General features: G+C 59.2%; 24 protein-coding genes and 3 pseudogenes. 15 read left to right on the top strand and 12 right to left on the bottom strand.

Annotation, left to right across the window (positions count from 1 at the left end; genetic code table 11):
- Positions 1-32 precede the first annotated feature (32 nt).
- From LB556_RS22265 to LB556_RS22255, 3 genes are read right to left on the bottom strand one after another with little or no spacing between them, the layout of a single operon-like run.
- Positions 33-1412 (bottom strand): exonuclease domain-containing protein, encoded by a 1380-nt coding sequence (locus LB556_RS22265; protein ID WP_224569864.1) that lies wholly within the window; start codon positions 1410-1412, stop codon positions 33-35.
- 14 nt (positions 1413-1426) lie between these two features.
- Entirely contained in the window at positions 1427-1948 is a 522-nt protein-coding gene (locus LB556_RS22260; RefSeq protein WP_224569863.1) for an ImmA/IrrE family metallo-endopeptidase, read from the bottom strand.
- A complete protein-coding gene (locus LB556_RS22255) occupies positions 1945-2298 on the bottom strand; it encodes a helix-turn-helix domain-containing protein (RefSeq protein ID WP_224569862.1) in 354 nt (117 codons plus the stop codon). Before LB556_RS22255 ends, LB556_RS22260 begins: the two co-directional genes overlap by 4 nt.
- Positions 2299-2462: 164 nt before the next feature.
- Here LB556_RS22255 and LB556_RS22250 point away from each other — a divergent pair, with 164 nt between their 5' ends.
- Both LB556_RS22250 and LB556_RS22245 read left to right on the top strand, forming a co-directional pair.
- Entirely contained in the window at positions 2463-2684 is a 222-nt protein-coding gene (locus tag LB556_RS22250) for a DUF2188 domain-containing protein (RefSeq protein ID WP_224569861.1), read from the top strand.
- Positions 2685-2765: 81 nt separating this feature from the next.
- Positions 2766-3470, top strand: a pseudogene (locus tag LB556_RS22245) (AAA family ATPase); the annotation flags it as partial.
- Between the two features lie 113 nt (positions 3471-3583).
- Here the strand turns inward: LB556_RS22245 and LB556_RS22240 are convergent.
- A pseudogene (locus tag LB556_RS22240) lies at positions 3584-4825 on the bottom strand (DNA cytosine methyltransferase); the annotation flags it as partial.
- 1212 nt (positions 4826-6037) lie between these two features.
- Here LB556_RS22240 and LB556_RS22235 point away from each other — a divergent pair.
- Positions 6038-6346, top strand: a complete 309-nt coding sequence (locus tag LB556_RS22235) for a type II toxin-antitoxin system ParD family antitoxin (protein WP_224569860.1) — start codon at positions 6038-6040, stop codon at positions 6344-6346.
- A 299-nt stretch (positions 6347-6645) separates the two neighbouring features.
- On the opposite strand, the gene LB556_RS22230 is transcribed toward LB556_RS22235, so the two are convergent.
- Positions 6646-6888: a hypothetical protein gene (locus LB556_RS22230; protein ID WP_224569859.1), complete on the bottom strand. Its 243-nt coding sequence runs from the start codon at positions 6886-6888 to the stop codon at positions 6646-6648.
- Between the two features lie 106 nt (positions 6889-6994).
- Between LB556_RS22230 and LB556_RS22225 the strand changes: the two genes are divergently transcribed.
- Both LB556_RS22225 and LB556_RS22220 read left to right on the top strand, forming a co-directional pair.
- Positions 6995-7627, top strand: coding sequence for a PIN domain-containing protein (locus tag LB556_RS22225; RefSeq protein ID WP_224569858.1), 633 nt, complete (start codon positions 6995-6997; stop codon positions 7625-7627).
- A gap of 73 nt (positions 7628-7700) precedes the next feature.
- Positions 7701-11117 (top strand): TM0106 family RecB-like putative nuclease, encoded by a 3417-nt coding sequence (locus tag LB556_RS22220; protein ID WP_224569857.1) that lies wholly within the window; start codon positions 7701-7703, stop codon positions 11115-11117.
- A gap of 112 nt (positions 11118-11229) precedes the next feature.
- On the opposite strand, the gene LB556_RS22215 is transcribed toward LB556_RS22220, so the two are convergent.
- Positions 11230-12561 carry an aminotransferase class I/II-fold pyridoxal phosphate-dependent enzyme gene (locus tag LB556_RS22215; RefSeq protein ID WP_224569856.1) on the bottom strand — a complete coding sequence of 444 codons (1332 nt, stop codon included), beginning with the start codon at positions 12559-12561 and terminating at the stop codon, positions 11230-11232.
- 100 nt (positions 12562-12661) lie between these two features.
- On the opposite strand from LB556_RS22215, the gene LB556_RS22210 reads away from it, so the two are divergent.
- The 6 genes from LB556_RS22210 (at position 12662) to LB556_RS22185 (ending at position 18362) form a co-directional block, all read left to right on the top strand.
- The gene (locus LB556_RS22210; RefSeq protein ID WP_224569855.1) at positions 12662-13672 is read left to right on the top strand and encodes a nitrate ABC transporter substrate-binding protein; all 1011 of its coding nucleotides are present in this window, start codon (positions 12662-12664) and stop codon (positions 13670-13672) included.
- 38 nt (positions 13673-13710) lie between these two features.
- Complete coding sequence (locus tag LB556_RS22205) at positions 13711-14538, top strand: ABC transporter substrate-binding protein (protein WP_224569878.1); 828 nt, start codon at positions 13711-13713, stop codon at positions 14536-14538.
- A gap of 41 nt (positions 14539-14579) precedes the next feature.
- The gene (locus LB556_RS22200) at positions 14580-15497 is read left to right on the top strand and encodes an amino acid ABC transporter permease (protein ID WP_224569854.1); all 918 of its coding nucleotides are present in this window, start codon (positions 14580-14582) and stop codon (positions 15495-15497) included.
- Positions 15498-16271 carry an amino acid ABC transporter ATP-binding protein gene (locus tag LB556_RS22195; protein ID WP_224569853.1) on the top strand — a complete coding sequence of 258 codons (774 nt, stop codon included), beginning with the start codon at positions 15498-15500 and terminating at the stop codon, positions 16269-16271.
- Positions 16272-16315: 44 nt separating this feature from the next.
- Positions 16316-17500 carry a M20 aminoacylase family protein gene (locus LB556_RS22190; protein ID WP_224569852.1) on the top strand — a complete coding sequence of 395 codons (1185 nt, stop codon included), beginning with the start codon at positions 16316-16318 and terminating at the stop codon, positions 17498-17500.
- Positions 17501-17978: 478 nt separating this feature from the next.
- The gene (locus LB556_RS22185; RefSeq protein ID WP_224569851.1) at positions 17979-18362 is read left to right on the top strand and encodes a hypothetical protein; all 384 of its coding nucleotides are present in this window, start codon (positions 17979-17981) and stop codon (positions 18360-18362) included.
- Here the strand turns inward: LB556_RS22185 and LB556_RS22180 are convergent.
- Entirely contained in the window at positions 18359-18820 is a 462-nt protein-coding gene (locus tag LB556_RS22180) for a hypothetical protein (RefSeq protein WP_224569850.1), read from the bottom strand. The genes LB556_RS22185 and LB556_RS22180 overlap by 4 nt on opposite strands.
- 85 nt (positions 18821-18905) lie before the next feature.
- Here LB556_RS22180 and LB556_RS22175 point away from each other — a divergent pair, with 85 nt between their 5' ends.
- Both LB556_RS22175 and LB556_RS22170 read left to right on the top strand, forming a co-directional pair.
- The gene (locus LB556_RS22175) at positions 18906-19094 is read left to right on the top strand and encodes a hypothetical protein (RefSeq protein ID WP_224569879.1); all 189 of its coding nucleotides are present in this window, start codon (positions 18906-18908) and stop codon (positions 19092-19094) included.
- Positions 19094-19330, top strand: a complete 237-nt coding sequence (locus tag LB556_RS22170; RefSeq protein WP_224569849.1) for a hypothetical protein — start codon at positions 19094-19096, stop codon at positions 19328-19330. The genes LB556_RS22175 and LB556_RS22170 overlap by 1 nt, the downstream gene beginning before the upstream one ends.
- 5 nt (positions 19331-19335) lie before the next feature.
- Here LB556_RS22170 and LB556_RS22165 read toward each other — a convergent pair whose 3' ends face one another.
- From LB556_RS22165 to LB556_RS22150, 3 genes and pseudogenes are all read right to left on the bottom strand, one after another.
- The gene (locus tag LB556_RS22165; protein ID WP_224569848.1) at positions 19336-20055 is read right to left on the bottom strand and encodes an SOS response-associated peptidase; all 720 of its coding nucleotides are present in this window, start codon (positions 20053-20055) and stop codon (positions 19336-19338) included.
- 84 nt (positions 20056-20139) lie between these two features.
- Entirely contained in the window at positions 20140-20340 is a 201-nt protein-coding gene (locus tag LB556_RS22160; protein ID WP_224569847.1) for a DUF768 domain-containing protein, read from the bottom strand.
- Between the two features lie 473 nt (positions 20341-20813).
- Positions 20814-21696 (bottom strand): annotated as a pseudogene (locus tag LB556_RS22150) (RNA ligase family protein).
- 122 nt (positions 21697-21818) lie between these two features.
- Between LB556_RS22150 and LB556_RS22145 the strand changes: the two are divergent.
- Positions 21819-22007, top strand: coding sequence for a DUF3606 domain-containing protein (locus LB556_RS22145; RefSeq protein ID WP_224569846.1), 189 nt, complete (start codon positions 21819-21821; stop codon positions 22005-22007).
- Complete coding sequence (locus tag LB556_RS22140; RefSeq protein ID WP_318011300.1) at positions 21994-22233, top strand: hypothetical protein; 240 nt, start codon at positions 21994-21996, stop codon at positions 22231-22233. Before LB556_RS22145 ends, LB556_RS22140 begins: the two co-directional genes overlap by 14 nt.
- Before the next feature lie 1034 nt (positions 22234-23267).
- Here LB556_RS22140 and LB556_RS22135 read toward each other — a convergent pair.
- Positions 23268-23519 carry a DUF982 domain-containing protein gene (locus tag LB556_RS22135; RefSeq protein ID WP_224569845.1) on the bottom strand — a complete coding sequence of 84 codons (252 nt, stop codon included), beginning with the start codon at positions 23517-23519 and terminating at the stop codon, positions 23268-23270.
- A 164-nt stretch (positions 23520-23683) separates the two neighbouring features.
- Positions 23684-23917: a hypothetical protein gene (locus LB556_RS22130; protein ID WP_224569844.1), complete on the bottom strand. Its 234-nt coding sequence runs from the start codon at positions 23915-23917 to the stop codon at positions 23684-23686.
- Positions 23918-23992: the final 75 nt, after the last annotated feature.

Genomic DNA, 23992 nt, shown 5'->3' with positions numbered 1-23992 from the left:
TTTGTTCGAGCCAGCCGAATGCAGAAACTTCTTCAAAGCTGCCGGATATGAGGCCAATTAATCGCGACACGCTTTAGGACTCCACGGTTGTCATCCCCACCGTCGTCCAATAACGTCTGCGTCTCCTGCAGCGCTTGGAGCAGCGTCAGACCGCCGGCTGCGTCGGCGACCAACCGATCCGTTAGTCCGCGCTCCACAATGAGCCGCACGTCATTTGGCAAGACCGATCGCCCGCCAAAATAGATTAAGCGAAGGCCAAAGGTTCGAAGTCGCTCGTCGTCAAAGCTCTGAACAATGCCCAACGCCTCTGGCCAACTCACATCGTGGAAAGCCGCCATACGAACCTCGTCATCAGGTCCAGGGAAACCATCATAAATCTGCCCCTCAACATGGACAGACAGCGTATGCGGTTCGCGCATCGCCACGTAGTGCGAGACGATGCGAGCGCAGAACGCTACATCCTCTTTGATCCTGCGAGCACGTGCCTCCACTGAATCGAGGTCGATGCCGTTCAACATCCTGTCGGGGGCGTCATATAAGGCTGTCAGCGTAGGGGCTGCATTGATCCGAAGGCGGCGAACAGGGCTCGGCTTCACTGCAAGTTCTGCCCGCAACTCCCCTTCAGCCATCGATGCAAACCGCTCGATGTCGATGTCTAGCCGCAGGCACAAGCGGCCATTGGGCTGTTCGGGATCCCGGCCTAAGCAAACGACAGGTGTATGGTACGCCTCGTTGCCAAAAAACTCCGTGAGGTAAAAGCCATCCTCGGCGTCGACAAAGTCGCCGACTGTCGCTTTCTTTGAAAAGCGCACGAAACGCTGCCAGAGTTCGGACGAACGCTCACGCACACGTCTACAAAGACCGAGTGTTGCGGCCACATCGGCCAGTGCGTCATGAGCCTGTGCGTGAACAATAGCATTTGCTGATGCAAGCTGTTCCAACCGGAATATCAGGCGTCCCTCCGGTCCAACAGGAACGGTGAGACAGGCCGGCGAGAGAGCCGAGGCGGCCATCATCAAACCCAGAGCATCGGCACGGCAATTGCCATGGCTGCTTGTGAGATAAGCCGGGTGAAGATTCTGAAAGAGTGCGTGCCTGAGCATCTCCTCATCGAAACGAATGGAATTATAGCCGACGAAAATCGAGGGAGACCAGGACAGTAGTTTTTGTCGGATAAGGAGGACCATCTGATAGTGCGACGGCAACCCTTCATCGGCAAGTCGTTCAATTGGCAGCCCGTTTGTCAGAAGTGCGCGCGGATGGGGAACGACATGTGGCAAAAGACGTGAGCGCGCCTCGAACCGATCGACCTCGTTGAGATCGTTGTCGGTCCGAATCGCCGCGAAATGCACAATCTGATCGAAGCCGTGCCTGAGCCCCGTTGTCTCCGTGTCGAAGAATACGAAGCCCATTCACATCCCCTCGCCTAGAATTGACCTGCCAGGCGGAACCGCATCGCGGATGCACTTACGCGGAACCTTTTCGCAAGCGCTTCGATCCCGGCGTCATCCTCCATGTCCAAACCACTTGCATCCAGCACAATTGCAAGGAGCTCTCGCGGCATAAGGAGCTCGGATGCAAATGCGTTGGCCTCGATCTCCAGCGAGTCAATGCCTTGAGACGAGACATCATCTCGCATCAGAACCCGAAACCCTTTGTCCACATGCACAGCCTTTTGGATATGCGGAGCATGTAGCACGTGATGTCCGAGTTCATGTGCGGCCGTAAATCGTTGCCGATTAGGGTGGTGCAAGGCGTTGATACCGATGATACCGACACCGTCCTTTATGAAAGCCATGCCGGAGAGATCATCGTCCAGTGGCGCGTATTGAAGTACGACGTGCCTGGCCTTGATGATGCGTTCGATGGGAACCGGTGCCCCCTTCACTCCGAAATCTCGCAAAATCGTGCGTGCAGCCTCCCGAGCCATTTCGGTATCTGCGGTCACGCCCCGGCCTTTCCGGACCCATGGCGTGCAAGTGCATCCGCAATCAGGTCATTGATCTGAGCCTTGCCCCGAGGGGTCACGGTTTCATCTGACAAGATCATCTTCAAGTCCTCCCGGGGCTGTGGTTTCGGCGTAGCGGGCAGCAAATCGGCAGCCTTCGGAAATTCCAGCGCCGACGCGAGACTGTAAACGTGATGCAGCAACACGTTCTGCCGGCCACTCTCGATGTTTGCCACTGATGCACGCGACATACCCACCCTGGCCGCCAACTCGGCTTGGGTGAGCTCAAGTATCTTTCGTCTCGCGGCGACAAGTCGCCCGAACGCTGCATAAATCGACTCGCCTGACATGACCAATGTTTGCCCTCCACGACGCGCGATGTCAACGTCGCAAACATTATGTGCTTAATAATGTCATTTTCTTTGTGCTTATTGACAACATTTCCACGCTCTGAAATTAGTTAAGCGTCGGTGAATGTCGGATTCGTCCGGCGGCAAACAGAAAGGAACTCGGAATGTCAAAACGCATCCATGTCGTTCCCCACGATTCTGGTTGGGCGACGCGCCGTGAAGGAGCTTCGCGCGTCGGCTCGACCCACGGAACACAAGCGCAAGCTACCGAAGCAGCGCGCAGTACCGCGATCCGCGAACGTGGCGAGGTGGTAATCCACCGTCCCGATGGTCGCATCCGGGACGCCAATTCCTACGGCAACGATCCCTTCCCTCCGAAGGGGTGATTCCGGGGGCCGCGCCCGCCCAGGTGCGGCTCTTCCATTGCGCATTCAACCCGCCAGGCAGGCGACGCGAGGACGATCAAAATGCAGAAACTGACGGCGGTGCAGAACGAGGATTTCAACCAGCCCAAGGGTATCCAGCGCACACGCCGGCTTCCCGATCCCACACTCGGAGCTCTGTGGAATTCGATCATCCTGGACGAGCGCCTGAAAGCCCAGCTTCTGTCGCAGGCGATGCTGAACTTCACGATGCGCGGTAAGGTCGATCGCAGTGTAATTCCGCTACACGGCGTCATTCTGCTTGTCGGACCGCCCGGGACCGGCAAGACTTCGCTTGCCCGTGGGTTGGCGCATCGCACCGCCGAGACATTTCCAGGCAGCGGGTTCCGCCTGCTCGAAGTCGAGCCGCATGCGCTTACCAGTTCGGCAATGGGCAAGACCCAGCGTGCGGTATCGGAGCTGTTCTCACAGTCAATCGCCGAAGCCGCAGCCGCGGGACCGACGATTGTGCTCCTCGATGAGGTGGAGACGCTTGCCGCCGACCGGTCAAAAATGAGCCTGGAGGCCAATCCGATCGATATCCATCGTGCGACCGATGCCGTGCTCGTTCAACTTGATGCGCTGGCCGAGCGGCATCCGAATCTTTTGTTCCTTGCCACCAGCAACTTTCCCCAGGCGGTCGATGCGGCCTTCACGTCCCGCTGTGACCTGGTTGTCCATGTGCCCCTGCCGGATCGAGAAGCATGCGGACTTATCCTCAAGGATTGCCTGACCGGCCTCGGCAATACCCGCGCAAGCATGTTGAGCTTCAGCCTACCGTGATGCTGGGCAGGTAGCGGCGACTGCAGAGCCTGTTCGTAGTCAAAATTTACTCCGGTAAGGGCACTGTAGATCGCCAGGCCGACCGCCCGCGCCATGACTGGCGGCAAAGCGTTGCCGATCTGACGCTTCTGCGGGTGCTGCGAACCGCAGAATACCCAGTCGTCTGGAAAGCCCTGAAGTCGCGCGCCCATTTTCATCGTGAACTGGAAAGGCTCATTTTTCGGATGGATCGCCGAGGGGGCGCTCTTTGCGATTCCCAAGGGATCGATCCCGAGATCCACCCAGGCCTGCTTCCGCAGATTGGCGCTGAACGCCAGCCTTCCGGATTGCTCGGACCCTCCGACAACGGTCGGCCCGATCTTGTTCGCCTTGTTCCTGGCCCAATCTTCGGCACCCTCCCAACCATTCGCGGCAACGAGATCGATCAGAGCTTCGCCGACGGTGGTTCTCCATTCTGGGAATCTCGGCGGCATACGGAAGCGGCCGATCGGAACGTCCCGAAATCCGACAAACGCTACCCTCGGCCGATTTTGAGCCAATCCGTAGTCGCTGCCAAAGAAGCTGAATACCTGCGTATCGTAGCCAAGCTCCTTGAACTTCCGATGAAGTTCCGCACGATAGGCCGAGTTTGCCCTGAACCCGAACCCCTCGACGTTTTCGAAGAAAAAGGCTTGTGGAGCGACCTCGCCGACAATCCGCACAGCTTCCATAAAGAGATCGCGGTCATCCGCGTGGCCCTTCTGCAAGCCCATGCTCGAATGAGGTTGGCATGGGACCCCGCCGGCGACCAGGTCGATTTTTCCGCGATATGCAGTAAAATCCACATTTGCAATGTCGCCCTGCCGGACCGGACCGAGCGCCCTGTTGGCTTTCAGGGTCGCAACCGCATTCTTGTTTTGCTCGTAGATTGCGACGGCGTCGAAACCTGCGGCGTGGAGCCCGAGCGCTTGGCCTCCCGCACCCGCGCAGATCTCAATCGAGCTGAGCCGATAGGGAGGGTCGATCACCGTTTTTGCGGCTGAGGCAGGCAACTTCCTGTGCTTCAACTGCTCTCGCGAAATGCCGTTGTCGTTGAAAAGCCAAAGCACGCTTTCCACCGCAGCGCGGTCGAGGAAGTCGTGGCTCGTGTCGTATGGATTGCCGCTATCGGGATCGACCGACTGGAATTCTCCGATGGCCAGGCTCTTCAAGCTGTCGTGCGCTCGTGCCAGCCAAACAGTCTCGTCAGGATTGCCTTGGTAATGGAACTCCCATGCGGCCGGAAGCGCTGCCGTATCGAAAAGTTCCTCGAAGCGAGCCAGACAGCCACCGGCTTCATGCATCAGCAAAGCCCGCTTGTCGATCAAATCGTCGCGTACGGCAGTGTCGTCGCAACCGTCGTTGTAGAAATTGACGAGTGATTGAGCGAACGGCAGAAACTGCTCGCCGAAAGATTTGACTTCCGACTGCGCTTTCAACTCCGCTGCTGAACGCAGTGCCTTCCGGCGGCGACGTTCCTGCTCCACATGAGGATCCTTTGCGTCATCGGTATGGCGGCGCTTGATAGCCGCGACATCGCTAGGATGCATGAAACTTCCCAGCGCGATCCTTTCCACGACTTCTTCCCTCACGGCTGTCGGGGCCGCGACCAGGGCTTTGACGACGGGGAAGGAAACGGCCGCCTTCATGATTGTCTCGCGATGAAGTCCCAGAACTTCAGAGAATTTCAGATAGGTCCTGAAATCGCTTCTATTCAGGCCGCACTCGGATACGAGAAATGCCTTCAGCTTGGATTCCGGCAATTCGCCGCGGGCAGCGTCGAGCTCCGATGCGATATCGAGAAACGCTTTAGTGCCTTCTGGCGGGCGCGTACACGCTCCTTGATTGCGTGCAGCCGCTCGCTCTGTGTATCAGCCGGCGTGGCCCCAATGCCTTCCGGCCGGACCGCCACGTTTTCGTATGATTGAGTTTCGTTGAAATCCACGTTGCCCTCTCCGGTTGCATGCAGACTTGTGGATGCCGATCCCCTTCGGCGGCATCAAAAACGTCGATAAAATTTGAAGGACCGATCGATTTTAACGACAGCAGTCGAACTAATCGGACAGCGTTCTTGGCCGAGTCTTCCTAGGCACTTGAACGGCATTCGGTAGCAAACGCCACCAACAAAGCGGGCGAATGCTGAGAGTGGCGGCAGGGCCACTTTCTTCGGGGTCAGGCGAGGCGTGGGGGAACTAGAGGCGCGAGTGTTCATGTTCAGGCTCCAGGGCTGGCAGTCGTCGATACGCGTGGCGATGCGGCAGCCTTGGGAGGCCGTCGAAATCAGCGCCGTATGCGTATCCGCCTGAACATGAGGCGCGCCCTAGCGGATCTGCCCGCCGGAGTCGATCGGTTTCTTATTCGTGGGTTAACGAGAGGTAGCGAAGCGGGCCGCCGGTGCGCGGCGGCCTTTTCCCTAAGCCTGCGGGGGTCGATCGGGAAGGGGGAGATAGAGCTACCGTCTTGATATTTGCAGCTAGATATCAAAGTTTGATACTCTAGCCACAAAGGAGATGGCCATGAGCGGCAGGAATTTCAGTCTCACGAACCATTTGAGTGACTTTGTCGATAGGGAGGTCGTTTCCGGCCGTCACCAGAATGCGAGCGAAGTGGTGCGGGAGGCACTCAGGCGTTACGAGGATGAGCTTGCGGCCGAAAAGGCCAGTCTTGCTGTAATCGAGAGGATAGCGGCGGAGGGCATTTCCGCTATCGAGAACGGGGACTTCACCGTGGTCGATGGTAAAGATGCATCTCAGGCATTGCTAGAGCGGTTGAATGCGCGCGCGATTGCCCGCAAGATCCATGCTAGCGGTCCGAAGTATGGCTAATCACATCCGTCACAGTCGCAAACACGTTCCAGATCCGCCTGGTCAGGTTGGTGATCCCAGACACATCCTCATCTTTCGCATCGCGAAAGATGGCATCATCGACATCCTGGGGTTCATTCATGACAACATGCTGCTCAAACGAGCCCTCCGTCGTCTATTAAACGCCGATCGCGAGAACGAATAAGGCTGGAGATTCTAGCCGACGAGCCACATCGTTTGGTTGCTGCATTTTTCCAGTTAATTCAAATGCGTGATGCCTATTGGTGGCGTTTGCTACCGAATGCCGCAAAAACGAGAACTCAATCCTCCAGAATGTCCGTTGCTTCCAGAGGTCCGCCTTTCGTGAGAAGGCCTTTCCCAATAGGCGACGATCCAGCGCGCTCAAGGGTGACTTTGAACACACGCCGATTGTCGCGGACCGTCTGAGGTCCATTCTGCGCCGCCGCGGCGAGAAGGTCATCAAACCGTTCGCGGGCTTCGCGCACATTCCAGACGTTGGTCCGTTTGCCCGATATTGCCCGATCGCGGGGAGCACGCCCCATTCAAAAACCTCCTGCCGCCCGGCTCATTAACGGATTGCCGGTGACTGTTTAATATGACTTCTGCACTTTAACACCATGGACAGTTCCTGTGAGCCCACGATCGACAATGTACGTGCTCGACACGAACGTGCTGAGCGCGTTGGCCCACAGGCGGCCCAATCCCAAGGTCGTTGACTGGGTTGGCAATCTTCGCGCCCCTATCGCCATTCCCTTCAGCGCTGTATTTGAAATACAGAGGGGAATTTCCATGCTCAAGCCTAAGGACGCGCTACGGGCCGCTAGCCTTGCGAAATGGTTGAAATCTCTGCTCGAGTCCGATGTGATCTTTCTGGCGATGGATGCGCCGGTAGCCAAACTCTATGCAGATATGACGCTGGTTCCTGCATTGCAGGACCTTTGGGTCCCTTGCAGGAACGCTAAGAAGCCCGGGCAAGACCTCGCGATCGCAGCAACAGCGATCGCTTACCGCGCCGTTGTCGCCTCCATGAATACTAAGGACTTTGTCCGTATCGACCGCTATTTCCGTCTCCACGGCTTGTTCAACCCCGACTGTGGTAAGTGGGATATTCCCCTCGCAAGCGCCCGGAGGTCATCGGGTCCCCAGACTCATGACGGGGAGCAGCAGCGGTGGCACCATCGCCCCCTTCCCCGGCAACGAAGCAGGTTCTTTCCTGTGTGCCCTCGGGTTCCATTTTCCCAGGCGTCGCGGGTAACAACCGAGAACCTGGCGGTCATGTGATGGCAACCCCAGCAATTAATTTCGAAGCCTTCTTCTGGTTTGATCGAAGCGTCGATTTCTCTGAGGCAGTTTCATGAGACAGTCGGGGCACGGAATCCAATTAAATGCGACCGACTTGGTCGGCCATCTGAATTGCCGTCATCTCACGAGCCTAGACTTGGCAGTCGCTCAAGGCACACTTGCCAAACCAGCCTCTTACGATCCCTTTCTTGAAATCCTCCGGGAACGGGGCGCGCTGCACGAGCAAGCGTATATCGATCATCTGAGAAATTCGGGCCTTGACGCGGTGCGAATTGAAGGCATCGACATCACCGCGACGTCGGCCGAGCAGACGCGCGACGCGATGCGCGCGGGAACACCCGTCATCGTCCAAGGAGCCTTGGCGAATGGACGATGGAGCGGTCGGACCGACGTGCTTCTCCGCGTTGAGACGCCATCAGCGCTTGGATCCTGGTCCTATGAGGCAGTCGACACGAAGTTGGCTCGCGAGACAAAGGGAGGTACCGTACTCCAGCTTTGTCTCTATTCCGATCTGCTCGCCGACGCTCAGGGGCTGGCACCTGAACTCATGCACGTGGTTCCGCCATGGGCGGATTTTAAGCCACAGCAGTATCGCTTCGCCGACTACGGCGCGTTCTATCGCAGGGCTAAATCGGGGCTTGAACTGACTGTCGATTCGGCGCCCGGCTCCGACACCTATCCCGACCCCAACAGTCACTGCGACGTTTGTCGCTGGAGCACGCAATGCGACAAGCGGCGCCGAGCCGACGATCACCTGTGTCTCGTCGCAGGCATATCCAAGGTGCAGATCAACGAGCTGAAAAACCGCGACGTCGGCGCTATGGAATCGCTAGCCGCTATGCCCCTGCCCCTACAATGGAAGCCCGAGCGCGGCTCGGCCCATTCCTACGAACGCGTCCGTGAGCAAGCGCGGTTGCAGGTGGAGGCGAGAGCCAGCGGCTGCCTCGGCTTCGAGCTCCTTCCCGTAGTAGCAGGCTTCGGGCTAACCTGCCTTCCCGAGCCATCGCATGGCGATGTCTTCCTCGATCTGGAGGGCGATCCGTTCGTCGGCGAGCACGGGCTTGAGTATCTATTTGGATACCATTTCAAAAACGAAGCGGGCGAATGGAGTTACGTCGGAGACTGGGCTTTCTCCCGCTCTGACGAAAAGCTGGCATTCGAATCCTTCATCGACTTCACAACCAAGCGTCGGGAGACCTATCCGGAACTGCACGTCTATCACTACGCACCCTACGAGCCTGGGGCGCTGAAACGGCTGATGGGCCGATACGCGACGCGTGAAGAAGAATTCGACAACATGCTACGGTCGAAGCTGTTCGTCGACCTTTACGGGGTCGTCCGCAACGGCCTTCGCGCCAGCGTTGAAAGCTATTCGATCAAGAGGCTGGAGCCGTTTTATGGATTTGCTCGCGAAACACCTCTTCAGGACGCAAACGTTGCATTGCTGAGTCTCCAGTCAAGCCTGGAACTCGGACACCCCGACAAAATTCGCGAACAAGACCGATCGGTCGTCGAGAGCTACAACCGCGACGACTGCGTATCGACGCGGTTTCTTCGTGACTGGCTGGAAATGCTCCGCTCACAGGCGATCGCTGCTGGTGAAATCATTGACCGGCCGCAGCCTGGCGACGAAACAGCGAGCGAAAATGTCACGGCATGGCTCGCGATGATCGGGCCGCTGATCGAGCGGCTAACCGCGGACGTGCCGGCCGACCCGGAAGAGCGCGACGCCGAGCAACACGCTAGATGGATACTCGCCAACATTCTCGATTGGCATCGGCGCGAAGCAAAGGCGACATGGTGGGAGTTCTTTCGCCTTCGCGATCTGTCGGCAGAAGAGCTGATGGATGAACGCAGCGGCCTGTCGGGCCTTACCTTCCTCGGCGAAGTCCCTGGGGCTGGAAAGCTTCCGACGCACCGCTATTCATTTATCCCGCAGGAAACAGACATTCGCGTGGAGGACGACCTGCACAATGTTGGTGGCGACAAGATTGGAACCACGGTTGCGGTATCGCAGCAGAACCGTACGATCGACATCAAGAAGGCAGGCAAGTCCGTCGGTGTTCATCCCCAAGCGATCTACGGCTCCAAGAATTTCGGTTCTGATGAACAGGCCAATTCCCTCGTGCGTATCGGCGAATACGTGGCGGACCATGGGCTAGCTGGCGAAGGTTCATATTGCGCGGCGCGCGATCTGCTGCTGCGCCTGGCGCCGCGTCTGGGGGGTGAGCCGATCAAGACAGATGGGGAGACTACCTTGGCCGCGGCGATGCGGGTTGCCACGCTGTTCGACGGCGGCATCTTCCCCATACAAGGCCCCCCGGGCACTGGTAAATCATTCACCGGTGCGCGGATGGTATGCGCGCTTGTTCGCGAAGGTAAGACCGTCGGGATCACCGCAAACAGCCACAAGGTCATCAGGAACCTGATCGACAAGGTCATCGAGGCAGCAGACGAACTAGGCGTCGACCTGACATGCATCGTGAAGCCGAAAGAGGTGGAATCCAATCAGCACCGCTTGGTCTTCGCGAAGAACAATGCCGACGTCTATGGAGCATTGAGCGGACCATGCGAGGTCGCCGGCGGGACGAGCTTCCTCTGGTCACGGGCAGATGCGTTTGAATCCATCGACGTTCTCGTTGTGGACGAAGCAGCTCAGATGTCTCTCGCAAATGTGCTGGCGGTTTCGCAGGCAGCCCATACGGTTGTTCTGCTTGGCGATCCTCAACAGCTGGATCAACCGATGCAGGGAAGTCATCCGGACGGAACCGACGTGTCGGCGCTGAATCACATTCTCGCCGGCGGGAAAACGATCGCCGCCGGGCAAGGGCTGTTTCTCGAAGAGACCTGGCGGCTCCACCCCGATATATGCGCTTTCACATCGGAGCTGTTCTATGAGGGCAAACTGAAATCAAAGGACGGCCTTGACGGCCAGATCATATCAAGCGGTCCGATACAAGGGTCCGGCCTGCGGCACATCCCGGTAAGCCACAGCGGAAATCAGAACTCCTCCCCGGAAGAGGCTGTCGTCATCCGCGACCTCGTGAACCACATCCTGCAGTCGAATACGCATTGGGTCGATCGGGACGGGAAAGAGGCTCCAATCACGCCAGGTGATATTCTAATCATCACGCCATACAACGCGCAGGTCTTTGAAATCCAACAACGCCTGCCCAGCGCCAGGGTCGGTACGGTGGACAAGTTTCAGGGTCAGGAGGCGCCGATTGCGATTTATTCGATGGCGACTTCAACTCACGCGGACGCTCCGCGAGGTATGGAGTTCCTCTACAGCCTTAATCGCTTCAACGTAGCAACGTCACGGGCCAAATGCCTGTCGATTCTCGTAGCTTCACCCCAGGTGTTCGAAGCGGAATGCAGGACGCCACGACAGATACAGCTTGCCAATGCGTTCTGCCGATATCTCGAGATGTGCTCGTTGATTCAGTTGCCGACGTCACAGCAGCATTGAATGCCTGCGCCGCCGATGAGCTCGCTGCGCAGCATTGCAGCGCAACGCACGGATAGCTTACCGCCAGCGGCCGTCGCGAACGCAGGCGCTTACGATCCAGTCGCCCGTTATCTCAAGCTGGGCCTGTCGCCAGCGCAATGGAATCCGCGACACGCTCGACGTGCTCCTCGCGCAGAATGCTCGTTGCGACGCGGATAGCGCTCGTCCGTTGCGTCGAAAACTTGGCTCCGGCATGGACCGCAATGCCGTGCGCGGCCAGCGTGACCAGCGCGTAGGATTCCGAAGCAACTGGAATGAGGACACTAAGCCCATGTCCGGCATCGATCACGACATCTCGTTTCGCGAGTTCGTCCGCCAGCCGTACGCGGCGGCGGCGGTAAATGTCCCTCGCCCTCTCGGCATGGTCGATCGTAGCCGCATCCTGAAGCAGCCAGACGGCCGCGGCCTGCAGTATGCGGCTGGTCCAACCCGCGCTGAAACTGCGATAGGATTGGATTTGCTCGACGATCGTCGCCGAACTGGAGAGCACGGCAAGCCGCAGATCGGGACCATGCGTCTTCGAATAGGACAGGATGTGGATCACGCGATCCGGAAAGCGCCGGCCAAGCGAAATACGCGGCGCGCCGGAAATATCGCCGACACCGTCATCCTCGATGATGAGCACGTTGGTGCCGTCCAGAAGGTCTCCGATGGCTTCGAGCCGCGCGGCTGACATCAAGGCGCCGGTCACCGAATGGATTCGCGGCTGGAACAGGAACGCCGCAGGCCGTTGTTGAAGGGCTCTCGCCAGGGAGGTCGGCAAAGGCCCCTCCCCGTCGCAGTCAACCGGCAGGATCGGGACATCCAGATCTTCCAGAATATCGAGCAGGCGCAGCGCAGTCGGATCCTCGATCGCCACCGGCGCACCGGGTGGAACCAATGCGTGGAGCAATGTATAGACGGCATTGTAGCCGCCATTGGTGGCCAGGAACGCGCCGGGATCATATGGCCATGAAGGGCGCACCGCAGCGTCCAGTTGGGGCAGGATGCGCACGCGCTCATAGCTGTTGAGCTTCTCGGCACGCGCACCCTGTGCCAGGGCAACGTCGAGCGGCGGCAAAAGTGCCAGATCGGGTCCCGCGATTGCAAGATTCAAGACGCCGGGGCCATAATTGCCACCGCTCAGATGCCGCTCCGGCCGCGCCGCGAAGCGGTCGGCCAGGACCCAGGCACCATTGCGCCCACGGCCGCCGATGATCTTGTGACGGCGAAGCTCGGTCCAGGCCTGCGAGACGGTCGCGGGACTGATGCCGAGCACGAAGGCGAGTTCACGCACCGGCGGCAGCTTCGCGCCGACAGGCAATGCGCCACTTCGGATCAGCGCTCCGGTCTCCCGCGCAATGCCGCGCCTTGTGCGGTCACCCAGGCGCTCAGCGAACCACTCGGCGTTGAAAGCCTCCGACATCGCGTCCCTGCCATGAATGTTCAATAACGTAATAACATTTGATTGAATAGAAATGAACATTTAACAGTCGCTGGGTCAATTTTTGTCTCGAGTTCACCGCATGCCCGTCTCCATAAGGATTGCTACGCGCGACTGGGATTATCTCACACCGCTGATTCTCGGCGATGTCAGTTCTCCCCGTGTCGAGGTCGAGGTCGAGCGTGTCGCCGCCCTAGTTCCCGATCTAGCCACTGATCCACGCTACGACGCCGCAGAGGTTTCGTTCAGCCGCTACGTTTCCACCATGGCCGCGGGTACGGACAAGATCGTCGGCGTGCCTTGCTTCATCATGCGCGGCTTCCGCCACCGCTGCGTCCTCACTGCCGAGACCAGTCCATTGGAACGACTTTCCGACCTCGCCGGCAAACGGATCGGCGTGACCGGCTGGCGCGATTCCGGCAACACCTGGACGCGAGCGGCGCTGCGCCGCGAAGGGGTCGGCGTGGAGGATGCGTACTGGTTCGCCGGACGGCTGACATCCGGGCATCCGATCGCCGACCGACTGGATGGGTTCGGGAGGCCGGGCCATATCGAAGCCGCACCTGGCGAGCGGCCCATGATGGAGCTGCTGGCCGAAGGCGCGCTGGACGCGGTTTTCACACCATTCATGCCGGACGGTTTCTTCGGTCCGGGTTCCGGCTTCCGGCAGTTGCTACGCGACTTTCGGGCGGCCGAACGTGTTTATTTCGAGGAGGTCGGCTATGTGCCAGGCATGCATCTCGTCGCGGTCAAGGCTTCCGTGGCACAGAACTACCCATGGCTGCCAGGCGAACTCGCCCGGCTGATCGATGAAAGCCAGTGCGTCTGGACGGCCAAGCGCCGCAAATATGCCGAGACTTCGCCCTGGATCATCGAGGAATTGCTTCATGCCGGGCGCGACTTGCCTCCATCGTGGAACGACAGCGGGCTGACCGCCAATCGCCGTATGATCGAGGACTTCGTCATCGAACTGCAGGAACAAGGCATCCTGACGGAGCCGATTTCCACCGAAGCCCTATTTCCTTTTGAAGACAAGCTGCGGCGAGCGGCGCGTAGCGCTGGAGAACACGGAACAGGAAGGAGAACGCTGTGAGAAAGACAAGCTTCATTTTCGCCTTTTTTGCTACTGTGATGATGCAGACGGCTTTTGCTCAGGACATCCAGAAGCAGACCGTGAACAAAGAATTGCGCGCGCAACTGCCGGAAGCAATACGCAGTGCCGGCAAGATGACGGCCGTCAACAACGGTTCGTTTCCGCCCTATGAGATCGTCACCGGCACCGAACTGTCGGGCGCGACCAAGGACATTTCGGATGCCATCGGCCAACTCCTCGGCGTCGAGATCGATCATGCCTCGGTTGCCGGCCTGCCGGCCTTGCTGAGCGGCATCAATTCCGGCCGCTACCAGTTCGCGATGGGACCGGTCGGCGATTATCCTGATCGCCAGAAAGCAAACGACTTCGTCGACTGGGTGCGCGAATATGTGGTCTTTGCTGTCGACAAGGGCAACCCGCAAGGCATCACATCACTTGACACGGCCTGCGGCAAGCGCATCGCCGTCATGTCGGGCGGCTCGGCTGAAAAGGTGATCAAAGAACATTCGCAGAAGTGTGTCGACAGCGGCAAGCCGGCCGTCGAGGTCCAATCTTTCACCGACCAGCCAAGCTCGATCCTTGCGGTCCGTTCCAAACGCTCCGACGCGTTCTTTTCCTCGCAGGCGCCGCTGACCTATTTCGTGGCGCAGGCGAATGGGCAGTTGGAGCTTTCCGGCGTCGGCCAAGCCAATGGCTTCAAGGACATCTACCAGGGCGCCGTGGTCCAGAAGGGCTCGCCGCTCGGCGGCGTACTGCTCAATGCCTTCAAGGTCCTGATGGATAACGGCACCTATGCAGCGATCATGAAGAAATGGGGCCTGGAGAACAACATGATCAAGGCGCCCGGCATCAGCCAGGGCCAGTAGTGAGCCAGTGCCAGGAGAGGTTCGGGGCCAGTGAGAAAACCATGACCGATTCAACCGCCCGCTACGCCGCCGAAGTGCCGCGTCTGCCCGACGATGCCCTTCGGGACGTCAAGCGGGCGCATCAGCCCTTCCCGCTCATGCGGGCAGCACTTTGGACGCTCACTTTCGTGGTGGCGGCCGGCTTCGCCTACATCGTCGCGATTAATCCGAATTTCGGTTGGCCGGTGGTCGCCCAGTATTTCTTCGACCCGACCGTCCTGCAGGGTCTTTATGTCACGCTCGGCCTGACGGTTGTGGCGATGATCCTCGGCATCGTGCTGGGTCTTCTGCTAGGGGTCGCGCGCATGTCTAAGGACAGGCTGGCGTCGTCGCTCTCAGGACTGTTCGTCTGGTTCTTCCGCGGCACACCGCTGCTGGTGCAGCTTATCTTCTGGTACAACCTCTCGACGCTGTTTCCGCGCATATCCGTCGGATTTGCGAGCTGGGAGACCAATGACCTGATCACCCCTTTGACAGCTGCGATCCTCGGCCTGGCGCTGAACGAGGCGGCCTATATGGCCGAGATCATTCGCGGCGGGCTGCTCTCGGTCGACAAGGGCCAGGCCGAGACGGCCGAAGCCTTTGGCATGAGCCGCTCCCGCGCCCTGTGGCGCATCATCATCCCGCAGGCGATGAAGTCAATCGTGCCCCCGACGGGCAATCAGCTGATCAGCATGATCAAGGCGACCTCGCTTGTCAGCGTCATCGCCATGGCCGATCTGCTCTATTCGGTGCAGTCGATCTATAATCGCACTTTCGAGATCATCCCGCTGCTGATGGTGGCGGTGCTCTGGTACCTGCTGATCACGTCCATCCTCAATGTCGGCCAGAGCGCGATCGAACGCTACTACAATCGCGGCGACCGCGGCGCGCAGGCAGGCACTCCTGGGAAATCGCCGGCCACCGAAGTGGAGGCCTAGATGAGCGAACATGATACCCCTCTGGTTCGGGCTCGCAACGTTCATAAGGCATTCGGCCCGCTGGAGGTGCTGAAGGGCATCGATCTGGACGTCGCTGCCGGCGAAGTGGTCGTCATTCTCGGACCTTCGGGCTCCGGCAAGTCGACGTTCCTGCGATGCATCAACTGCCTTGAAACAATCGACCAGGGATCGATCGAGGTTGACGGCGAACAAATCGGCTACCGTTTGCACAATGGCCGTCTCGACAAGCTCCCCAACCGGGAAATCACTGCGCAGCGACGTAAGATCGGAATGGTGTTCCAGCAGTTCAATCTCTATCCGCATATGACCACTCTGCAGAACGTCATTGAGGCTCCGGTCGGCGTCCACGGACAGAATCGGCAACAGGCGATCCGCGATGGCCGCGAGTTACTGACCCGCGTCGGCCTCGCCGACAAGATCGACGCCTATCCGCGTCAGCTCTCAGGTGGCCAGCAGCAGCGCGTCGCAATCGCCCGCGCACTTGCCATCCGCCCGAAACTGATGCTGTTCGACGAGCCAACCTCGGCCTTGGATCCGGAGCTTGTCGGCGAGGTGCTGGCGACGATGCGAGATCTTGCCAGCCAGGGGCTGACGATGATCGTAGTCACCCACGAGATTGGCTTCGCCCGCGAGGCCGCGGATCGTGTGGTGTTCATGGACGACGGCAACGTTATCGAAGCAGGTCCGCCGGGCGAGGTTCTCGCCGATCCGCAACATCCGCGCACCCGCGCTTTCCTGAGCCGTTTCATCTAAGAGGAAGCCGGTCAGATGGTTTGCTGGCCGGCGAAAAGGATTCCATGTCAGACACCTCCAACCAGTTCGCTACCATCTCCGACTTCGATGACAAGGCAGCCGAGCTTGCGGCGGCCCGCCAGCACTTGCATGCCCATCCTGAACTTTCTTTCCAAGAGCATGAGACGGCCAAATATATCGCCGCCCGGTTGGAAGATTGGGGCTACGAGGTAACGCGCAATGTCGGCGGGCTTGGCGTTGTTGGACGTCTACAGCAGGGTTCGGGCGGCCGCAGCATCGCGATTCGCGCCGACATGGACGCCTTGCCAATCACCGAGGCGACTGGACTGCCCTATACCAGCCTGGCTAGCGGAACGATGCATGCCTGCGGCCATGACGGCCACACCACGATGCTCTTGGGTGCCGCCGAATATCTGGCGCGCACGCGGCACTTCAATGGAACCGTCAACCTCATCTTCCAGCCGGCGGAGGAAGCCGGCAAGGGCAGCGGCGCTCAGGCGATGATCGCCGATGGCCTGTTCGAGCGCTTTCCCTGCGACGCGATCTTCGGACTGCACAACCATCCGGGCGCGCCGGTAGGCTCGTTCCTGATGCGCGCCGGCCCCCTGATGGCGGCGAGCGACACGGTTACCATCAAGATTACCGGACATGGCGGGCACGCCTCGCGTCCGCATCTGACGGTCGATCCAATCGTCGCAGCTGCAAACATCGTCATGACCTTGCAAACCGTCATATCGCGCAACGTCAACCCGACAGAGACGGCCGTTGTCACCGTCGGTCTGATTCATGGCGGTACCGCCTCAAACGTTATTCCAGAAAACGCCGAGATCGTGCTCAGCGTCCGGTCCTTTTCGGCCGGGGTCCGCGATACGCTGGAACAGCGCATTCGCGGCATCGCCGCATCCGTCGCGCAAGCGCATAGCGCAACCGTCGAGATCGATTACGAACGCGGCTATCCGGTCGTGGTGAATTCCGAGGCGGAAACCTCCTTCGCGACGGAGATCGCCGCCGAACTCGTTGGCCATGAAAAAATCTCCGTCTGTCCGCTGATCCCCGGCAGCGAGGACTTCGCGTACTTCCTGGAGCACAAGCCGGGATGTTTTCTTCGCCTCGGAAACGGCGAGGAATCCCCCTTCCTGCACAATTCGAAATACGATTTCAACGACGGCAACCTGACCGTCGGGGCAGCGCTCTGGGCCCGATTGACCGAGCGATTCCTGGCCGTTTGAATCCTTCCGTCGCCTTAGGAGGGAGCAGAAAATGAAAGAACCTCAGACATGCGATCGTCAGAGTGTCGGCCCCTTCCTGCTCGGTGCTGTGCGCACAGCAACAGATTCGCCAATGTCCTCCACGCCGAGCAAGGAATCGGCACCAGCTCGGTACCATTGCTGCGAAGCTCGGACAGCCTGCCCGTTTTGGTAGATGGTGGCGCCGAAAGCGAGATCAGCCCCTTCAGGGATACCTTCAGTAATCGCTCGGAGTCATTGCCCTTATCGGTGGCGACCCGCCGACGTCGTTCCTGAGGGCGCCAGACGACGCTCACGACGATCGCGCGTGACGGCCCGTGCGCAGCCTTTGGCTTGGCCCTCCACCTCCCTCGTTTCGACGGGAATGCCGTGACACGCGACGCATTGAAGTCACTTAGAAATCGGAATTGACCGAAACGAGCGCACCAACTGCTGCCGCAAGCGCTCCGATGAAACCGTAGTGCGCAAACATCCCGTGCGGCTTTTGTCCGACGCCGCAAGAACCGCATGTTCGAGCCGCAAAAAATACTGCCGCTGCCTGCGGACGAGTAATCGTTCCGACAAGGCGACGAGCATCACACCAGCCCTCGTGCTGGAAGGCGAACAACCGCCACTGGCTGCCAACGTCCACAACGTCACAGGAACACCCGGTCAGCCCAACCAAACAATCGGAACGCCCGAGACCGGAAGCATCATCCCGGGCACGCCAGCACTGCCCCGGGGGCATGCCACGGAAATACCTGGCGATGGCCAAGCGATCCAGGACGAGCGCGAGCGCTTTGGATCGGAACGAGCGATCAGAAAAGGGCTGGTGGGATATAACGTCTCGTTGGCCTGGCGCTAGTTCCGCGGCAGCTTGTGAATCTCCAGCCGCACCGGCCCTCCCCTATGGCAACTCGTGCAAACGAGGGCGCGTTCGACAGTGCTGAAAAGCGCATCCTTGCCATATCGCCGGACGAGGGCCGCCGCCTTTACCTCAGCATGGTGGGAGCAGTTCCGGCACCAGGCCCGCAGCTTGTGCCATTCGCGCAAGTCGCCGAGCGAGACGTCCAGTCCAGCGTGAACGCTGCCGTCGATGATCGTCTGCGGCGGGATCTTCACCTCGCCCGGCGTGATGATTTTCTCCATGACGTGGCGGCTGTTGAAGTGGATCAGCATCATGCCCGGCCGGCGCCGGATCGCTGCCTGCCAGGCGGCTTGGCTTACCATCGCGTCCGGCGAGCGTGAAATCGTTTCGAGATGGGTCTTTTCCTCACGGTCCCAAACTTCGATCCTGAAATTGTCTTCGGCCGTGTCCACCATTTGGCCCTTATCCACGAATGCGTCATGAGAACAGAAAGGGAACAAATTCCTTGCCCGTCAAGCCGTCTTATGGAATCTATCCAGCATGAGCGACGAACCAACCAAGCTTGCCGACGGCATGACGCCGGCGCCGCGAGGTCGTACCGGAGTGCTGGGCCACATGTGTGAGCACCCCGGCTGCGTGAAGCACGGAGGCTTCGGCTTTGCTAGGCCGCGCCAGGAGCCGCACTGGTTCTGTTTCGAGCACAAGGACGACGGCGAGCGGTATTTGTGATGGCTGAGAAACCGAATGATGAAATGCTGCCACCCGTGCGCGGATGCACGCTCGACGTGGATGACAAGGACATGCCGAGGGCGTGCCTGGCGGGGCTGCTAACCGAGGACGGCACTAAATCATTCACGCTGAACGAGCGTGGCGCACGCACCATGATGCTTGCGCTAAAGACCTTTCTCGACCTTGTCGCCGCCAACAAAGCAGAGCAACCCAATGACCGCGCGCAATCGACCTGAGCCGATCAAACGTCGAACAAGTCGCTCGGCCCGCGGCCGATCTCGTCGATGATGTCGGGGGTGTTGTTCCGTGGCGAACCGACCTTGCTGTGGATCGGCCACATCTTCATCAGTTCAGAGGGGAATGGCTTCATCAGGTCGCGAGGGTCCAGCTCCGGGCCAAGCCAGCGCATATAGTCGGCCGGCGCCAGGATTACCGGCATGCGGTCGTGGATGGTCGCCATCAGATCGTTCGGCTCGCAGGTGGCAATTGCAAAGGTCCGGATCAGTTCGCCGGTCACCTTGTCCGCATATTCTTCCCAGATGCCCGCCATGGCGAAGGGCTCGTCAGATTTCATGGCGATCGCGTAGGGTTGCTTTTTCTTCCCCGACGCATCCAGCTTCTGCCATTCGAAATAGCCGTCTACGGGCACCAAGCAGCGGCGCGCCGCATAGGCCTTCTTGAACAAGCCATTGCTAGCGATGGTCTCGCATCGGGCGTTGACAGGTGGCGGGCGGCCGCCACCATCCCGAGCCCAACCAGGCACGAGCCCCCACCGCGCCGACACGAAACCCGCCATACTGGTCGACAGCTCTTCGCGAATGATGATTGGGTAGGTCAGACTTGGTGCCCCATTCCAGAGCGGGAAGCTGTTGCCCAGACGCTCGACCTCGCCAGGATGAGCGAACTCGAACCGACGAACCATGTCGGGGATTGTGGTCTTCACGAAAACACGTCCGCACATTTTCAGAGCTGCCCAGTTACGTTAGGGAAGACCAAACTGGGAACGCACTGGGAACGAGTCAAGCCGCCCCTTACCCCGGCACGCTTAATGCACGATCGCGGCGAGAATTGTGCGATGCAGGCTTTCGACTTCCTCGTCGATCTCGCCCCGCTTGATGCCGACTGATTTGGCATCGGCAATGAGCTTGTGGGTGAGTTCGTCCACGGAAATCACGTCCGCCTTGGCGGTCTCGGGGACGTTGTTCGCGATCCATTGATGGAGGAAGTTGAGGCCGCGCGTGCTCATCAAGCCTTAAGCTCGTCCGGCCGGTTCAGTTCCTCCAGCAGCCTCGCAGCCGCCTCGCTAAGTCGCTGCTCCTTCAATCGGGCCGTCTTTGCCTCCCTAGCCTGGCGCTCCGCCTCAAGGACCAGCCGACTTTCTCGATCCGCCTTCTCGAACCTTTCCCGATCTACCTTCCGACGCACGACAGCCTCCATGGCTTAAAGGGCCAGAAGCGCCGAAAGTGAGAAATGTTCCCGGAGGAATTCTGCCTTGAAATAGCATTTGCTATTGAGCGCTCGCACCCACAATCTGTCTAGCGTCCTAGCGCTTGTCTCGAGAGCGCTAAAAGTTCGTCCTCGTCTTTGATGCCGGCCATGTAATTCGCGATGATGCGGGAGGCTACGGCGTCACCATCTCCGGGCGCTTGACCCTCCACTTTGAGGCGGTCAAAGACGCGCCCGAGCAGAGCCAGTTCAGAGGTGTTGAATATACCTGCATCAGTCGCCTTTCCCCGAATTGGCATCATCATCCTCCCGGAAATCCCTAGAATGAAGCGTGCCGCAAATCCTCCTCGCCGCGCAAGTGCTTTATCCCGCCGACAATCCCGGGTTTGACCCATTGCGTCGCCGGCCGCTTCATGCCCTTGGGCGCCGGGCCGGCATGCTCCTGAACGCGCTTTCACAGCCGTTCGCGGACGGCCCGGCCGGAGTTGATGAAGGCCGAGCCTACATACTGCCCAGTCTTGCGATCGGCCATCAAAGCGAAAGTCTTTTCCGGGCTCTCGTTCGACACCTAGCAGCTCGTATTCCTTGACCGTGTAGCACTTCGCCTTCAGCCAGTTCGTTGATGGGCCGCTGCGATGTTTGCTGTCCTGCGCTTTGAGACCATGCCTTCCATGCCGGCCTGGTCGATCAGGTGGAAGATGGCGCTCGCCTCGCCCGGTAACGCCTGGCTGAATTGGATGCGCTGTCCCTCGTGGATCATCTCGGAAAGGATCTCGCGCCGGTCCTCCAGCGGCATGTCGCGCAGACTGTGCCCGTTGAGGTGCAGCAAATCAAAGGCGACGAATTAGAGGTCATGCTGCCGGCTGGTGATGGCTTTGCGCAGGGCGCCGAAGTCCGACAGACCGGCCGCGTTAAGCACGATGATCTCGCCGTCGACGATGGCGCTCTCCAAATCGAGGTCGCTGGCTGCCTTGGCGAGATCGCGGTATTTCGCTGTCCAGTCCAGCCCGCGGCGGGTGAAGATGCGAACGCCGGTTTCGTCTTTGACGATCTGCGATCGGTAACCGTCGAACTTCACCTCGTGAATCCAGCCGTCGCCCTCGGGAGGCTTCTCCACCAGGGTCGGCATCAGCGGCTCGATGACGTTCAAACGCATGCACTGAACTCGCGAGACCCGCGTCAATTAGCTTTGTCTAAAATTGTTCCGGAACTGTAAGCGGAGGCGGAAACAAAGCGGCCGATCGCACGTTGCGAATCTCGCCAACAGGAGGAAAGGCAATGGCAGACGACAAGACCAAGCGCGAGTTCCGCGACCGCGATCGCGTTTCGGGTGGCGAGGATTATGAGGTCGCCTACTTCGCGCGGAAATTCCAGCTCACCATGCCTGAGGTGCGAGACCTCATCAAAAAGCACGGCAATGATCGGGATACGTTAGAGCGAGAGGCGAAAGCCCTTGCCAAAAGATGAGGCGGAGAGTTTCGAGCGGCTTAGCGCCCGGCCGACGATAATGATCCGTGCCGAGGACTGCGACGAGGCCCTCGGCTTAATCAGAATGGCGATCGAGCAAACGTGTCCGGCGGGTGTCCTGCCCAGCCGAGAAATGGTCAATGCGCTTTACGGACCGGCGCCGATCGATGAGGCCGAGGCGCTTGCCAGAGCAATCGTCACCACGGTGGAGAAGCTGACCGAATGAGGCTCTGTCTATCCGCACCGTTTGTCGGAAGACGCAAACGCAAAAGCCCGCCTGGCGTGAACCGAGGCGGGCTTCTGGATCGAAAGATCAAGTCGGCGGAACTATGATGGTTATCGAGGTAGCGGGCCCAGCCGTGACGCTAGAGAGGCGCTGCCGCTTTTCAAGGGTCGGCTTGTCGTAGGGCTTTTTGATCATCTGTTGTTCTCCCATTTCTCCCTCCGAAGGGCTGTCAAGTGGGCCCGCTGCCGAGGGAAGCAGCGGGCCGGTGCGCCAAGGCTGCAGGTGGAGGATGCGTCTGCCGCCTGACGGTCGAACTTCGGTTGGCCCAACTTGTTCCCGAGCGGCTAACGCCACGTTATCGTACGATGCAACATTGCGAACGGGATCACAGCGGCGACCGAGGCTGCCAGCAAATCGATACTGGGGTGTTAGCACCCCACGCCGGTGTCGGCGCGGTCGAAAGATCCCGATGGCCGATGATAAGTCGGACGAAGGACGGCAGCCAGCCTAAATGAACACTCCAGCCGCCGGGCCGCCTTCCAAGCGTCGGGCACAGCGAATATTCCCTTATATCTGGGTACTCCATAATCAGAATTTTCAAACATAGTTTCTGTCTGAATTGCGTCAGTAGTTCTCACCGCTTGCACGGCAATCAACTTTGAGAGACGTCGTCCTTTGGCCTCGGGAGGGCTGGGGGGTGAAAATAAAGAAAAAAACGATAGCACTTGGTGCCGTTGCAGCACTATAGGGCTGCCAGACTAGCAACCAGGCTGATTATGTGCAGATCGGCTATGGACCAAGTTTTGACGTCGCCCATGCTCAATGCGAACTCCAGACAATTTCAGGGCTGTAGCTGTACACAGGTAGTTTACCAATCCGTAAGTCGCAGATCGAGCCCGAGCCGTTTACGAATGCGACCGGCAGCTAATGTCTCTGCTGCTCGGCGGGCCTCTATCCCGCCATGGCCCGCTGCCGCTTCCCCCAAAATCCACGCGGCAGCGGGCCATCGAGTGACCTTTTCCTGGCGGGCTTTCTTATGCGCTGCCGCCGGACAGCATTCCATTGGCCTTGGCGGCGGCAAGGAACGCTTTGCGCGCATTCTCGATCGTGCCGGTGCCTTCCGCAGCGGCAATGCACGCATCGACCGCAGCGCGCCACTTGGGGCCGTGGTTTTCCCACGTCAGCAGCTCTTCGGCTGCCGCATCAACATTGCTGACCATGCGGGTCACTCCGATCTGTTTCGTCTTGACCGGGACCGGAGATGAAAACCAGAGCATCGCCCGCATATGCGGCAGTGCTAAAATTCGTCAAGACTTGCCTGATGGACGCTCTACGCTTGCCGCTGAGAGCAAAATGGCCCGCCTCTTCGGAAGGGCGAGCCATTAGAGAGGAACTGCCTAAAGCCGGTGAGCATCCACAGCCTCTCCTTCGACAACACATTAGTATCCGATTATGCTATGATTCGTCTTATGGGCAAAAAGGCAAAGCAGAAATTAAAGCAGGCTATCATTGCACCACCGATGGCAGCAGCCAAAAACCGTGAAGCGTCGGCAGCAGTGTCTGCGATACGCGCAGCCTGTCGCAACATATTCTCCTGGGCGGCAAAATAGATGGTCGTATTATTGCTCTCCCGATCCAAATCATTCTTGAGAGCCGTCAGCCGCTCGATGTCATCCTGGTCCATCTGTGCCCTCCGCTGGTAGATCTTGCCAATAGTGGACTGTGTGATCGCCTATTGATGGTTGATACAGAACGCTAA

The sequence above is a fragment of the Mesorhizobium sp. ES1-4 genome, from assembly GCF_020164745.1.
GTDB lineage: Bacteria > Pseudomonadota > Alphaproteobacteria > Rhizobiales > Rhizobiaceae > Mesorhizobium.
The sequence above is the reverse complement of the archived record's forward strand: the minus strand, read 5'-3'. Positions and strand labels throughout refer to the sequence as shown.

Coding starts and splice junctions, on each gene's coding strand:
- LB556_RS22265 (WP_224569864.1), bottom strand. CDS start 1,412: ATGGGCTTCGTATTCTTCGACACGGAGACAACGGGGCTCAGGCACGGC.
- LB556_RS22255 (WP_224569862.1), bottom strand. CDS start 2,298: ATGTCAGGCGAGTCGATTTATGCAGCGTTCGGGCGACTTGTCGCCGCG.
- LB556_RS22250 (WP_224569861.1), top strand. CDS start 2,463: ATGTCAAAACGCATCCATGTCGTTCCCCACGATTCTGGTTGGGCGACG.
- LB556_RS22235 (WP_224569860.1), top strand. CDS start 6,038: ATGAGCGGCAGGAATTTCAGTCTCACGAACCATTTGAGTGACTTTGTC.
- LB556_RS22230 (WP_224569859.1), bottom strand. CDS start 6,888: ATGGGGCGTGCTCCCCGCGATCGGGCAATATCGGGCAAACGGACCAAC.
- LB556_RS22225 (WP_224569858.1), top strand. CDS start 6,995: ATGTACGTGCTCGACACGAACGTGCTGAGCGCGTTGGCCCACAGGCGG.
- LB556_RS22220 (WP_224569857.1), top strand. CDS start 7,701: ATGAGACAGTCGGGGCACGGAATCCAATTAAATGCGACCGACTTGGTC.
- LB556_RS22215 (WP_224569856.1), bottom strand. CDS start 12,561: ATGTCGGAGGCTTTCAACGCCGAGTGGTTCGCTGAGCGCCTGGGTGAC.
- LB556_RS22210 (WP_224569855.1), top strand. CDS start 12,662: ATGCCCGTCTCCATAAGGATTGCTACGCGCGACTGGGATTATCTCACA.
- LB556_RS22205 (WP_224569878.1), top strand. CDS start 13,711: ATGATGCAGACGGCTTTTGCTCAGGACATCCAGAAGCAGACCGTGAAC.
- LB556_RS22200 (WP_224569854.1), top strand. CDS start 14,580: ATGACCGATTCAACCGCCCGCTACGCCGCCGAAGTGCCGCGTCTGCCC.
- LB556_RS22195 (WP_224569853.1), top strand. CDS start 15,498: ATGAGCGAACATGATACCCCTCTGGTTCGGGCTCGCAACGTTCATAAG.
- LB556_RS22190 (WP_224569852.1), top strand. CDS start 16,316: ATGTCAGACACCTCCAACCAGTTCGCTACCATCTCCGACTTCGATGAC.
- LB556_RS22180 (WP_224569850.1), bottom strand. CDS start 18,820: ATGGTGGACACGGCCGAAGACAATTTCAGGATCGAAGTTTGGGACCGT.
- LB556_RS22175 (WP_224569879.1), top strand. CDS start 18,906: ATGAGCGACGAACCAACCAAGCTTGCCGACGGCATGACGCCGGCGCCG.
- LB556_RS22170 (WP_224569849.1), top strand. CDS start 19,094: ATGGCTGAGAAACCGAATGATGAAATGCTGCCACCCGTGCGCGGATGC.
- LB556_RS22165 (WP_224569848.1), bottom strand. CDS start 20,055: ATGTGCGGACGTGTTTTCGTGAAGACCACAATCCCCGACATGGTTCGT.
- LB556_RS22160 (WP_224569847.1), bottom strand. CDS start 20,340: ATGAGCACGCGCGGCCTCAACTTCCTCCATCAATGGATCGCGAACAAC.
- LB556_RS22145 (WP_224569846.1), top strand. CDS start 21,819: ATGGCAGACGACAAGACCAAGCGCGAGTTCCGCGACCGCGATCGCGTT.
- LB556_RS22135 (WP_224569845.1), bottom strand. CDS start 23,519: ATGCGGGCGATGCTCTGGTTTTCATCTCCGGTCCCGGTCAAGACGAAA.
- LB556_RS22130 (WP_224569844.1), bottom strand. CDS start 23,917: ATGGACCAGGATGACATCGAGCGGCTGACGGCTCTCAAGAATGATTTG.